This is a genomic window from Paenibacillus sp. GYB003 (assembly GCF_036577625.1).
Classification (GTDB): domain Bacteria; phylum Bacillota; class Bacilli; order Paenibacillales; family NBRC-103111; genus Paenibacillus_AB.
The window spans coordinates 141,031-154,650 of the sequence record NZ_JARBDC010000005.1 but is presented as its reverse complement, the minus strand read 5'-3'; the positions used below and the strand labels follow the sequence as shown (position 1 = coordinate 154,650).

7 protein-coding genes are annotated in these 13,620 nt (G+C 60.2%); all 7 read left to right on the top strand.

Annotated features, from left to right (window positions below; translation table 11 throughout):
• The first annotated feature begins 13 nt into the window (after positions 1-13).
• The 7 genes from PV407_RS04135 (at position 14) to PV407_RS04105 (ending at position 13,458) form a co-directional block, all read left to right on the top strand.
• Entirely contained in the window at positions 14-1,165 is a 1,152-nt protein-coding gene (locus PV407_RS04135) for a GNAT family N-acetyltransferase (RefSeq protein ID WP_332088604.1), read from the top strand.
• Positions 1,166-1,232: 67 nt separating this feature from the next.
• Positions 1,233-2,327, top strand: coding sequence for a sialidase family protein (locus PV407_RS04130; protein WP_332088603.1), 1,095 nt, complete (start codon positions 1,233-1,235; stop codon positions 2,325-2,327).
• 239 nt (positions 2,328-2,566) lie between these two features.
• Positions 2,567-4,882, top strand: a complete 2,316-nt coding sequence (locus PV407_RS04125; protein WP_332088602.1) for a helix-turn-helix domain-containing protein — start codon at positions 2,567-2,569, stop codon at positions 4,880-4,882.
• 141 nt (positions 4,883-5,023) lie between these two features.
• Positions 5,024-6,652: an extracellular solute-binding protein gene (locus PV407_RS04120; protein ID WP_332088601.1), complete on the top strand. Its 1,629-nt coding sequence runs from the start codon at positions 5,024-5,026 to the stop codon at positions 6,650-6,652.
• A 112-nt stretch (positions 6,653-6,764) separates the two neighbouring features.
• A complete protein-coding gene (locus PV407_RS04115) occupies positions 6,765-7,730 on the top strand; it encodes an ABC transporter permease (protein WP_332088600.1) in 966 nt (321 codons plus the stop codon).
• A gap of 15 nt (positions 7,731-7,745) precedes the next feature.
• Positions 7,746-8,624, top strand: a complete 879-nt coding sequence (locus PV407_RS04110; RefSeq protein ID WP_332088599.1) for a carbohydrate ABC transporter permease — start codon at positions 7,746-7,748, stop codon at positions 8,622-8,624.
• A 154-nt stretch (positions 8,625-8,778) separates the two neighbouring features.
• Positions 8,779-13,458, top strand: coding sequence for a tandem-95 repeat protein (locus PV407_RS04105; RefSeq protein ID WP_332088598.1), 4,680 nt, complete (start codon positions 8,779-8,781; stop codon positions 13,456-13,458).
• The last annotated feature ends 162 nt before the right edge of the window (positions 13,459-13,620 follow it).

Sequence of the window (13,620 nt, the reverse complement as noted above, 5' to 3'; positions counted from 1 at the left end):
GCATGCGGGGATCATGGACATTCGTTTGTTGACGCCGGAGGAGACGGAGGAAGCGATTCGGCTCGCCGACGGCACGTTTCGGGGGGATGGCCGCCCTTCGCTGGCGGTTTCCTCGCCGAAACTGTTTTCGCCGGGTTTGGGGCAATCGATCGGCGGATTTGCGGGCGGCCGCCTCGTATCGTTCGCCGGTTTGGTGCCGTCGGTCGTTCGGGTAGGAGCGGCCCGCCTTCAAGTGTACTCGTACGGGGCGGTATGCACGCATCCCGATTTCAGGGGCAAAGGGATCGCGAGCGCCGTTTTGGACTACGCCAAGCTGCATGTGCGCCGGGCGGACGCTTCGTTGCTGCTTGTGTCCGGCACGCGCTCCCTTTATACGAGCGCCGGCTGCTTCCCGTTCGGAACGTTTCGTAATTACACGCTGCTGCCGGAGCATGGACCGCTGCTCGCCTCGCGGCTATCGCCCGAAGCGGGCTGCAGAACGACCGACGCGGCCGACTGGTTTCGTCTGCGGCGGCTATCGGCGGAGAAGCCGGCGCATTACGAACAAAGCTTATGGGATTTGGCCGATCTTCTCCGCGCCAAGGGAGTGGCCTCCATGCGGCGAATGGAACAGATCGCTTTAATCGCCGAGCAGGACGGGGAGGCAACCGCCTTCTGCGTGCTTGCGCTCAAGCGCGAAGGGGACGGTTCCGGCGCTCGGAACGGTTTCGTCATCGAGTGGGCCGGCGGGGCGGGCGGCTTCTGTTCGCTCCTGCGCCATGCGTTGGAAACGAAGCTGGCGGATCGGCTGGACGTCACCGTTTCGTGGCACGAGACGGAAGTCGCGGAGCTGCTCGGGGACATCGGTGCGGAATCGGCCGAAGCGGACAATTCGGGTACGGTTCATATCGCGGACGCCGAGAAGCTGTTCCGGCAGCTGCAGCCTTACTGGGAGCAGCGGGCCGGCCGCGGGGCCGTCATGCCGGCCGTCCGGCTCGGGGCCGAAGGCGCATGCGAGGTTACGCTGGACGGCTGCCGGCCTGCGGTATTGAACGCGAAGCAGCTGGCGTCGCTCGTGTTCGACAAGGAGCCCGAGGGGCTGCCGCCCGATGCGGAATGGCGCCGGAGGGCGGCGTCCTGGTTTCCGATCCCGTTCCCGTATACGAAAGGCTTGAATTATGTGTAACGGCGCAAGCAATCATCGAACGGGCGGCATGACGGTCCCCGAAGCCGCCCGAATGGAGGAATCGACTATGAAGCATGTCATTGTATACAAAGAGGCGGGACGATATGCGGGCTGGCCGGCCAACTACGGCATCTGGTCCTGGGGCGACGAGATCGTTGTCGGCTTTACGCTCGGTTACCACAATACGGACGGCGGGTTTCACGCGCGCGACAAGACGAAGCCGATGGTGGCGATGCAGGCCCGCAGCCCGGACGGGGGCGAAAGCTGGGAGACCGTCGTCACTCCGGTGCGTACGCCGGGCAATCGGGGCTTGTCGGCGGGCGAGCATTCGTCGGCGAAGAACGGCGGAGGCGAAGAGGAGCATGCGAACGAGCCGGTTCCCGTGCAGGAGGCGATCGACTTCGCCCATCCGGATTTTGCCATGATGTGCGCGAGAGAAGACGTCGTCTCGGGCTCCGGCTCCTGGTTTTACGTATCGTACGATCGCTGCCGTTCCTGGCAAGGTCCGTATTCCATTCCGATGATGGGGCTGCTCGGCATCGCGGCGCGCACCGATTATTTGGTCTCGGGCCCGCGGGAATGTATGTATTTCCTGACGGCCCCGACGATGGAAGGGACGGAGACGGGAAGCCGCACGTTTTGCGCGAAAACCGAGGACGGCGGCAAAACGATACAATTCGTCTCCTGGATCAGCCCCGAGGCGAACAACGGCTTCAGCATTATGCCCGCGAGCGTTCGCCTGCCCGATAACCGCATATTGGTCGCCACCCGCGACCGGCAAGTCGCCCCGGACGATCGGGCGAGCAACTGGATCGACCTGTACGAATCTTCGAATGAAGGAAAAACCTGGACGTATCTGAACCGGCCCGTCGCCGATACGGGACGGGGCGGCAATCCGCCGACATTGACCCGGCTGCTGGACGGCCGTCTATGCATCACCTATGCGTACCGGGACGCTCCTTACGGAATCAGGGCCAAGCTGAGCTCGGACAACGGGGCCACCTGGGGCGAGGAAATCGTCCTGCGGTCGGACGCGGGGAGCCACGACATCGGGTATGCGCGCACGGTGCAGCGGAAGGACGGCGCCCTGGTAACCGCCTATTATTATAACGACGAGCTTGGAGGAGCCTGCTATATCGCCGCTACGTTGTGGAAGCCTTGACGGCGAACGCGCCGAAACGAACAAGCATCCGCGGTCCAGAGACCGCCGGATGCTTGTTTGTTTTTATTTTTTGAAGCCGGGCCGCTGGAATTGGATGTACTTGGAAGCTCCCCGCGTTTGATGGAGCCCTGCAAATATGGTAAACTGCAACCTGAAGCCGGTAACAAGTCTCGTTGGAAAGCGGTTTCAAAAGTTCCTCCGTCATCCAGTTTCCGATTCCGACCGGGGAGGTCCCAGGCATGATTCGACGCCGCAAAAGCGTTTTTTTGACGCTGCTTTTTTCTTATCTCGTCATTCTCATGATTCCGGTGACCGTATCGGCCGTCATGTATACGAATATGGAGAACGCGATGGTGCAAAACGCGAGCCGCTCCAATTTGGCCATGCTGGAGCAGGTGCGCCAAATCACGGACAACCATTTGCAGGAAATCGACCAGATGATCGTGCAAATCGCCACGCATCCGAAGCTGCAAACGCTGTGGACGATTCCGGAAAACGAAAAATATATCCAGTACGAGGAAGCGGTCAAGTCGCTGCGCAACATTCGCAGCGGAGCCGGCTTCGTCAGCGATTTTTACATTCATCTGCGCCAAGGGGACATCATCTTGTCCCCGTCGCTCAAGACGGATACGGATACGTTTTTCACCCAGCTGTACCCGTACGCGGACAAAAGCCTGGAGCAGGTGCGCGAGCAACTATTGTCCGGCTATCATTTCAAAACGTTTTGGCCGGTTACCGGCATCAAGGAAAACGCCACGAACAAAAACGTCATCCAGACCGCCGTGTCGCTTCCGCTCGGCGAGAAAGAAAACGTATGGGGCACGCTCGTCATGAGCATCGAGGACCAGCAAATTTTCGACCTGCTGAAGCAGATCGAATGGGCGAACAGCGGCTCGATGTTCATTATCGACGATAAAGGGCAGGTGCTCCTCTCTTCGTCGGGCAACTACGATTTGCCGAAAGGCTTGCTGGACGAAATCGCCGCGGGCAGCGGCTTCCATGCGTACGGCGTGAGCGGACAGCCGAATATGCTGTCGTATACGACCGGGCAGAGCGGCTGGAAATACGTGTCGCTCGTCCCCCAATCGGTCATGCTCGAGAGGGTGAACGATATCAAGGCGTGGGCGCTCACGCTGCTCGGCGTCGCCTTGGCGGCCGGGGCGGTCGCCTGCTACTGGATGGCGTACCGCAGCTACAGCCCGATCCGCGACATGATGATGGCGGTCATGAACGGCAAGCAGCCGGGCCAGCCGGTGCTCGTCAACGAATACGAGTTCATCAAGACGTCGATCGCCGAGACGCTGGCCGAAGGCAAAGAAATAAAGGAAAAGCTGGAAGGGCACATCCCCGTCGTTCGCGCCTATTTCCTGACGCGGCTGCTGAAGGGGCAGGCCGATGCGGCGGCGCTGGAGGAGCGGTCGCTTCAGTTGGTGGGCGTCCGGTTTCCGCACGACTGCGTCTGCGTCGCGCTGATCGAGGTGGACGAAAGCAGCGAGTTTTTGATCGACCGCAGCGAGCGCGATTGGGCGCTGCTGCGATTCGTCTTGTACAATCTGAGCAGCGAGCTGCTCGGGGACCGCGGCTATGTGATGGAAACGGACCGCAACCGGCTGGCGCTGCTGCTTAATTTGCCGGACGCCTCCGACGATTCGCGGAGCGAGAGGGACGCGCTGATCGAAGAGCTGAAACAGATGAGCGAAGGGCGGTTCCGCACGAAAATCGCCGTCGGCGTCAGCTCGATCCGCCGCGGGTTGCCGGAAACGGGACGCTGCTACGAGGAGGCGCTGAACGCGCTCGATTACCGCATCATTCACGGCGCCAGCTCGCTCGTGCATTACGAGACGATTCAGGACAAGGGCGGAACGTTTTACCATTACCCGATGGAAACCGAAGCGCAGCTCATGAATTATGTCAAAAGCGGGGATTATAACAGCGTTGCCGCCTTGCTGGACGAGCTGTACGAGCAAAACGTCGTCTCCCGCGGCATGACCCCGGAAATGGGGAAATGTTTGTTTTTCGACCTGCTGAGCACCGTTTTGAAAGTGCTGAATGCGCTCAAAATCGACGAGCAGCAGCTGTTCGGCACGCACGATCCGGTGAAAAGCATCGCCGCCAGCTCGTCGGCAGAATCGATGCTCCGCAAGCTGAAGGAGCTGTGCAGGACGGTATGCGACAACGTCCGAGAGGCGAGAACGGATCAGAACGAGCGGCTCAGCCTTCACCTGAAGCAATATATCGACGACCATTACGCCGATCACGGCTTAAGCCTCACTTCGATCGCCGACCATTTCGGGATGACGCCGCAATACGTATCCGGCTTTTTCAAAAAGCAAAACGGCGAAAACTTGACCGACTACATGCTCGCCGTCCGCATTCGGGAAGCGAAGCGGATGCTTGCCGATCCGGAGCTTACGGTGCTGCAAATCGCCCAGCAGGTCGGGTACGCGACCGACATCGGATTCATTCGCGTATTCAAAAAGATCGAAGGAATCACGCCCGGCAAATTCCGGGAAACGCTGCTCCAGACGGGCGATGTGAAGAACGGTTCGCCTTGATGAAAATCGGTTTGTGCCGGATGTGAAGCGCGGTTGGCGGTCTGGAAGAACGGACTGTAGCCGGTTTCCCCGGCTTTTTCTATCCTTAAGGAGCGGGTTCGGCCCGCAGGCTTAAATCGAATTATGGGAGGGTCCAAGCATATGGTCAGAAAGATGAAAGTGCTTACAACGACCGTCGTCGCGGCGTCGCTCTTGACCGTTTTGGCGGCGTGCGGAGGAAAAGGAGAACCGAACCAGGGAGCGAACAACGCGCCGGGCAATGCGGCCGGCACGACGAATCCCGCCGACGTGAAGTACCCGGACTCGCTGACGTATTGGGTCAGCTTAAACCCGAACGCGGCCGCCACCATGAAAAGCTACAATGAAATCGCCGCTTATAAAGAGCTCGAGAAACGGACCGGAACGAAGGTCGAGTTCCAGCATCCGCCGGCCGGTCAAGAGAAAGACCAGTTCAACCTGATGCTCGCCTCCGGCAAGCTGCCGGACGTCATCGAGTACACTTGGAACGCCGCACCGAAGGGCGCCGACAGCCTGATCAAGGAAAAACGCATTATCCGTCTGAACGAGCTGATCGACAAGCACGCTCCGAACTTGTCCAAGGTGCTGAAGGACAATCCGGAATTCCGCAAGCTGATTACGACCGACGAAGGCAATATCTATGTGATGCCGTTCCTGCTCGGCGACGAGCTGCTGAAGGTTGTCCATGGTCCCGTGCTGCGGAAGGACTGGCTCGACAAACTGAATTTGAAGGTGCCTACGACCATTTCCGAGTGGGAAACGGTATTGACCGCGTTCCGCGACAACGATCCCAACGGCAACGGCAAGAAGGATGAAATCCCTTACTACTTCTCGATCGGCGACCTGGATACGAACCATCTGTTTGTCGGGGCATGGGGCATTACATCCGATTTCTACAACGAAAACGGCAAAATCAAATACGGTCCGATCGAGCCGCAATTCAAGGAGTTTTTGGCCACGATGGCCAAATGGTACAAGGAAGGCTTGATCGACAAAGACTATGCGACGACCGACTCGAAGCTGAAGGACGCCAAGGTGACGAACAATCAGCTCGGCTCGTTGTCCACGTATCCGGGCAGCGGCATTTCCCGGTATACGTCGCTGGTGAAGCCGAGCACGCCGGGCTTCCAATTGGTCGGAGCTCCGTATCCGGGCCTGAAGGCGGGAGACAAACCGCTCGGCCAATACACGATGCCGTTTACGGGTATAGGGGCGGCGATCTCCGCATCGGCGAAAAATCCGGAGCAAATCGTCAAATGGCTCGACTATAAGTACGGTCAGGAAGGGCACATGCTGTTCAATTTCGGGATCGAAGGGGAAAGCTACAAGCTGGAAAACGGCTACCCGAAATATACGGACACGATCATGAACAATCCGGATAAGCTGCCGATTACGCAAGCGATGGCCAAATATTTCATTGCGTCCTGGAGCGGTCCGATCGTACAGGACAAACGGTACATCGAGCAATATTTCACGATGCCGGAGCAGCGCGAAGCCGCGCAAACCTGGGCGAAGGCCGAGCATTCGAAGCAAATGCCGCCGATTACGCTGACGGCCGAAGAAAGCTCCAAAACGTCTTCGATCATGAACGACGTCAAAACGTATCGCGATGAAATGATCAACAAGTTCATTATGGGATCCGAACCGATCGAAAACTTCGATAAATTCGTCCAAACGATCAAGAGCATGGGCATCGACGAAGCGATCAAAGCCCGTCAGGCCGCATTGGACCGGTTTAACAACCGGAAGTAATTTGAGATGCAGGATCCGCCGGAGGCGCGAAGAATACAGTTCTCCGCGCCCGGCGGACGCGCTCTATAAAGCCCGTTATATTCAAGAAATCGACAGACAGGAGGGCTGCGTAATGTCCGTTGCGGTCAAGGATAAGCCCGAAGCATTGAAACCTACGGTCGACAAAAACGCGTTCAAGTATCGCGCCATCCGCGACTTGAAGCTTAATAAATACGTATATTTGATGCTCATACCGGTAGTGGCCTACTACATCGTGTTTTACTACGTGCCGATGTACGGCCTGCAAATCGCTTTCAAAGATTTTTCGCCGGGACTAGGCTTGTGGGACAGCCCTTGGGTCGGCTTTCAGCATTTTGAAAGCTTTTTCAACAGCTATTACTTTTGGCGGCTGCTGCGCAACACGCTGCTGCTCAGCTTCTACGAGCTGCTGTTCGGCTTCCCGGCTCCGATCATCCTGGCGCTGCTGCTGAACGAGCTCCGCAGCAACGTGTTCAAGCGGGCGGTCCAGACGATCACGTACATGCCGCACTTTATTTCGATCGTCGTCATCGCCGGGATGATGGTCGACTTTTTGGCCCGCGACGGCCTCGTCAACATCGTCCTCGGCTGGTTCGGCGTCGAGCCGATCGCCTTCCTCCGGGAAAGCGAATGGTTCCGGACGATCTTCGTTTCCTCGAACATTTGGCAGAGCGTCGGCTGGGGCTCGATCATTTATTTGTCGGCCATGTCCGGGATCGACCCGTCGCTGTACGAGGCGGCGAAGGTGGACGGCGCGTCCCGCTGGAAGCAGACGATGCACATTACGCTGCCCGGCATTATGCCGACGGTCATCATTTTGCTTATTTTGCAGATGGGCAACCTGATGTCGGTCGGCACCGAAAAAATATTGCTGCTGTACAACAGCACGACGTACGAAACGGCGGACGTCATCGGCACGTTCGTATACCGGAAAGGGATTTTGGAATCCGACTTCAGCTACAGCTCGGCCGTCGGGTTGTTCAACTCTGTCATCAATTTCATCATGCTCATACTCGCCAATGCGATCAGCAAACGCACGAGCGAAACGAAGCTTTGGTAAAGGAGGGCGACAATCATGAATCAGCGCAGCTTCGGCGAACGCGCGTTCGACGCGGCGAACGTCATCTTCATGATCGGACTGTCGATCGTGACGATTTATCCGTTTCTGTTCGTCCTGATCGCCTCCTTGAGCGATCCGGCCTGGGTCGTGCAAATGCGCGGGCTGATCTGGTTTCCGCACGGCTTCAACCTGGAGGCGTACCGGCTCGTTTTCGATAATCCTTCGATTTTGACCGGCTATATCAACACGCTTTTCTATGTCGTCATCGGCACCGCTCTCAATATTTTGATGACGTCGCTCGGCGCCTACGCGCTTTCCCGCCAAAACGTCATGTGGGGCACACCGATCATGTTCATGATCGTCTTTACGATGTTTTTCAGCGGCGGACTCATTCCGACTTATTTGCTCATCAACAATCTGGGCATGCTCGACAGCCGCTGGGCGCTCATTATTCCGAGCGCGATGAGCGCCTACAACCTGATCATTATGCGGACGTCGTTCCAGGGCATCCCGGTCAGCCTCGAAGAGTCGGCCCGACTCGACGGCGCGAACGATTTCACGATTTTGTTCCGAATCGTGCTGCCGCTGTCGATGCCGGTCGTCGCCGTCATGATTTTGTTTTACGGCGTCGGGCATTGGAACTCGTGGTTTCCCGCGCTCATTTATTTGCGGACGCGGGATCTGTATCCGCTGCAGCTCATCCTGCGGGAAATACTCATTACGAACAGCACCGACTCGATGATGACGGGCGTAGGCGGCGGCGATAAAATGCCGATCGGCGAAACGATCAAGTACGCGACGATTATCGTGGCGACGATCCCGATTTTGCTGCTGTACCCGTTCCTGCAAAAGTATTTCGTCAAAGGGGTGATGATCGGCGCGATCAAAGGCTGACGCCCGGCAAAAACATAACCGGCGGGAAGCGCGACGGCATCGCATCGACATCCGGGAAAAGCTCCTCAGGGGGCTTTTTTTGCTCCCGCGCTTTGCTCGCGCGCCGCTTCCCGCCGGAATCGGGCGATTTTCCAAAACAATCGGGAGGGAAAAAATGATGGTTTCCTCGTTAAAACGATGGGTAAGCCTCATGCTCGTTTGGACGATGGCCGCGGGGCTCGTTGCGGCGATCGGGCCCGGAGCGGCCGGGGCGGACGGCACGGCGAACGCGAATGTGCTTGCCAACCCCGGGTTCGAAACGACGGCTGCGAACGCCGCTTGGGCGGGGGGGACCGGCGCGGCAAGCTGGACGCCCTACATATTCGCCGGGACCCCGGCATTCGCGGTCGATCAGGCGGTGTACCGTACCGGGAGCCGCTCGGTTCGCATAAGCTCCTCTTCGCAAGCGAGAGGGGCGATTTATCAGCAGACGAACGCCGTCGCTCCGGGCAAGACGTACCGGGTCAGCGGCTGGATGAAGACGGAGGGCGTATCGGGCAAAGCGCTCGTCCGCATTCAGGCCGGAAGGACGTCGGGCGGCAATCTGCTGGTCAACTTGGCCGAGGCGAAAGGCTCGACGGATTGGACGCATTTCGCGCAACATGTAACGATGCCGACCAATGCAACGACTCCGGCATGGCTGAAGGTGGAGGCGTTTCTGGAAAACAGCAGCGGGACGGTCTGGTTCGACGATTTCGCCGTCGAGGAATGGATTGCGGCGCAAGGCGTGTCGCTGAACCCGGAGCTCCTTACGCTGCAGCCGGGAGAAACCGCTTCCATTACGGCGAACGTATCGCCGGCGGGCGCATCGGACCGCAGAGTGACCTGGTCGTCGTCCGACGAGACGGTCGCCTCGGTCAGCTCCGGCGGGGTCGTTACCGCCAAGGGGCCCGGATTCGCCGTCATTCGGGCGGTTACGGCGGACGGCGGCTTTACGGCCAGCGCGGTCGTTTCGATCGGCGCATCCGCAACGCTGAGCGCGAGTCCCTTTTCGGCCGAAATCGCCGAAGACGGAGGAGCGGAGGGGCGGCTGAACGCAACCGATACGAGCGGCGCGCCGGTCTCGTTCGCGAAGGCGACGGAGCCGGCACACGGCAAAGCTTTCGTCTATTCGGACGGGCGCTTTACGTATTATCCCGACGCGAATTTCCACGGAACCGACAAATTCATGTACATGGCGTCCAACGGACAAGGGGGGCCGCGGTTCGCCGTCGTGACGGTCCTAGTAACGCCGGTCAACGACGTTCCGGCGCTCGACCTGATCTGGTATTCGACGGGCAAAAATAAAGCTCTCAGCGATCGTTTGCAGCAGGCGGCCGATGTCGACCATACGACGCTGTCCTGGAGCAAAACGGCCGAGCCGGAACACGGCACGCTCGCGCTGAACGCGGACGGTACGTTCGTGTATACGCCCCGATCCGGCTTCGTCGGCTACGATAAGTTCCGCGTCGCGGCGGCGGACGGCGGAGGCGGGACCGCCGAGGGCGGCGTCGCGATCGTCGTCGTTCCGGATGCGGAGGATTTCGTGGCGCAATTCCGCAGCCGGCCGAGCTACGGGCAGCATCCGCGCCTGCTTGCGGACAAGGCGGATTTCGACCGGGCGCGCGCCTGGATCGAATCCGACCCGAACATGGCCGGATGGTACGAAAGGCTGCGTCAGGAAGCCGAGCCGATTTTGCAAACGTCTCCGCTGCCTTATGCCGCGAACGGCGGCAATAACGGGGCGATCCGCGACCGGCTGCTGCGGACGTCCTTGATGTACCAGCTGAGCGGCGATGCCCGGTACGCGGCCCGGACGATTCGCGAGCTGGAGGCGCTGGCCGGCTATGCGGATTGGGGCGGGCGCTACAACAACATTTTGGCGATGGCGGAGCTGTCGCATGCGGTGTCGCTCGCCTACGACTGGGTGTACGAAGCGATGACGCCGGCCCAGCGGGACGCGATCGCGGAGTCGATCCGCGTCAAGGTGCTGAACGTCGCTTTGGACTGGTACCGCGGGGTGTTTCGCCACAACGGGGAGTATAACAACATCAATCTGGTCGACAACGGCAACTTCGGCATGGCGGCGCTGGCGATTATCGATGCGAGCCCGGCGGCGGAAGCGGCGGCGACGGAGACGCTGGCCGGCATGTACCGCAAGCTGCAGCAGTCGCTCCGGCATTACACGCCGGACGGGGCGTGGCCGGAAGGGCCCGCTTACTGGCATTACGGCGGCCAATATTTGACGTACTTGATGGCGTCGCTCCACAACGTCCTCGGCACCGACTACGGGTTGTCCGCCCTGGACGGGATCGAGCAGTCGGGCGATTATCCGTACCACCTGCTCGGCGAAGGCGGATTTTTCGACTTTTACGACGGCGGCATTTCCATGGCCCAGCCCGAGTCGATGTGGTTCGCCGACTTTTTCGGCAAGCCGGAGCATGCGTGGCATCTCGGCGATTTGTACCGGCGCAAAGGCGTCTATCATCCGCTCTACCTCGTCCTGTATCGACCGGGCATGTTCGATGTGAAGCCGACGGAGCTGGACCGGTTCTACTCGTCGATCGAATCCGGTTCGATGCGCAGCGGCTGGGACGATCCGGATGCGCTGTTCGCCTCGATGAAAGGCGTAAACGAGACGCTCAAAAGCCATTTCGACCTGGACGCGGGCACGTTCGTGTTCGACGCGCTGGGCGTCCGCTGGGCGATGGATACGGGCAACGAAAGTTACGACCTGCCCGGTTTTTGGGACTACAACAACCAGCGCTGGACGTATTACCGGAAAAAAACCGAAGGCCATAATACGATCGTCGTCAATCCGGCGCGGCATCCGGTCGTGCAGCAGGAGCCGTTCGGCAAAGCGCTGCGCGTCGCCGGGCAGTCGAAGCCGCGAGGCGCGTTCTCGATCCTGGATATGACGGATATGTACAGAGACGAGGCCGTCAGCATGAAGCGGGGCATGATGCTCGCGGGCGATCGGACGCAGCTGCTCGTTCAGGACGAGATGAAGCTGAAAGAGCCGTCCGAGCTGTATTGGTTCATGCATACGAAAGCATCGATCGAAATCGTGGAAAACGGCCGCGCCGCCATTTTGAGGCAGGGCGACAAACGGCTGTACGCGAAGCTGGCGGAAGCGCCGGCGGGCGCCGTCTTCTCGGTCATGGACGCGGAGCCGCTGCCGACATCGCCGAATCCGGAAGGGCAATCGAGCAATTTCGGCGTGCGCAAGCTGACCGTTCATTTGACGGACGTCAGCGAGGCGAATGTGGCCGTGTGGCTCGTGCCGCTTTACGAAGCCGATCCGCTGCCGGCGACCGTTCCGGCGTTTACGCCGCTCGCTTCGTGGTCGATCCCCGACGGGGAACTGCCGCCTCGTCCGGTACGTCCCGTTCTGGATCAAATTACGGTAGACGGCGTTCCGCTGGCGGGCTTTTCGCCCAAAACGACTTACTACGAAGCGCACGTGCCGTTCGAATCGACGGCGGTGCCGGTCGTCGGGGCGTCGGCCGCCCATCCGTTCACGGTCGTCCAGGCGACCGGCGTACCCGGCACGGCCCGAATCGTCGTTCAGGATGCGTCGAATCCGTCGAACCGGAACGCCTATACGGTGGCGTTCAAGCGGCTGCCGCTGATCGGCGTTCCGCCGGGCATGCCGAAGCATGCCGTCGCCGGCGTCGAGGCGAGCGCCGTCCCCGAAGCCGCGCAAGGCAATACGCCGGACAAGACGATCGACGGAGACTTGAATACGCGCTGGTCGGCTCCCGGCAAGCAGTGGATTCGGTACGACCTGGGCGAGACGAAGCCCGTGAGCGCGATTTCCGTCGCGATCTATAACGGCAATACCCGCAGGGCGTATTTCGACCTGGAAGCTTCCGTGGACGGGCTGCAGTGGACGACGCTGTTCAGCGGAACGAGCTCGGGAACGACCGTTCAGCCGGAAACGTTTCTCGTGCCGACGACGCAAGCCCGCTACGTCCGATTGGTCGGCAGCGGCAACTCGTCGAACAATTACAACAGCATTACCGAGGTAGCGATGTACGGGCCGGCGCCCGTAACCGGCGTGGAGCTCGACCGCAGCGAGCTGCTGCTGACGTCGGCCGGCGAGCGCCAAAAGCTGACCGCGCGGGTGCTGCCGGATGGGGCGTCCGATCAAACGGTGCGCTGGACGTCGGAGCATCCGGGCATAGCGTCGGTCGATGCGGACGGCACCGTCACGGCGGCGGCCGAAGGGCGGACGACCGTGACCGCCCGGACGGAGGAAGGGGGCTTTGCCGCATCCGCCTCGGTCGTCGTGGACTTGAACGGACCGAGCATCGCGCTACATGCGCCAAACCCGGTTTATCAGAACGAAACGGTCGCTTTATCCGTGTATGCGGACGACGCCGTAACCGGCGTCGCCTTCTTGACGGTGTCGCTGGACGACGGCGCTCCCTGGCGGCAGCCGACCGTTTCCTTGCCGCCGCTCGGCCTGTCGGCCGGCGAGCATACGGTGCGCGCCGTGGCGACGGATCGGGCCGGTCACGAGACGGTCCGCGATTTCCGCTTCACCGTCATCGTTACGCCGGACCGGCTGGACGAGGTGCTCGACATCGGCTTCGAGCGGGGTTTGCTGAAGAACGAAGGCATACTGCAAAGCTTGAAAGCGAAGGCGCGGCAAATCGCGGACGCGGCGGGGGATCCCCGCAAGCTCGAGCAGGCGCTGAAGCCGTTCGACAACGAAGTGAACGCGCAAGCGGGGAAAGGGATCGACGAAGCGTTCGCCCGATTGCTCCTGGCGGACAGCCGATCGATTCGGGACGCCGCATCCAATCCGTAGCCGCTTGAGCGGCAGCCGCCGGCGCGGTATGCTTATGCATGCCGCAGCCGCGGCTTTTTTTCGTTTCGAGCGCCGCAAAGCCGCAGCCGGGGGCGGCTTGCCTGCGCGGTTGACAGCCGCCCCGAACGGTGCAAGAATGGGGGTAGCCCGTCGACCTTTGGA

Bases quoted from the DNA above. Each gene is read 5' to 3' on its own strand.
- PV407_RS04135 (WP_332088604.1), top strand. From the start codon at position 14: ATGGACATTCGTTTGTTGACGCCGGAGGAGACGGAGGAAGCGATTCGG.
- PV407_RS04130 (WP_332088603.1), top strand. From the start codon at position 1,233: ATGAAGCATGTCATTGTATACAAAGAGGCGGGACGATATGCGGGCTGG.
- PV407_RS04125 (WP_332088602.1), top strand. From the start codon at position 2,567: ATGATTCGACGCCGCAAAAGCGTTTTTTTGACGCTGCTTTTTTCTTAT.
- PV407_RS04120 (WP_332088601.1), top strand. From the start codon at position 5,024: ATGGTCAGAAAGATGAAAGTGCTTACAACGACCGTCGTCGCGGCGTCG.
- PV407_RS04115 (WP_332088600.1), top strand. From the start codon at position 6,765: ATGTCCGTTGCGGTCAAGGATAAGCCCGAAGCATTGAAACCTACGGTC.
- PV407_RS04110 (WP_332088599.1), top strand. From the start codon at position 7,746: ATGAATCAGCGCAGCTTCGGCGAACGCGCGTTCGACGCGGCGAACGTC.
- PV407_RS04105 (WP_332088598.1), top strand. From the start codon at position 8,779: ATGATGGTTTCCTCGTTAAAACGATGGGTAAGCCTCATGCTCGTTTGG.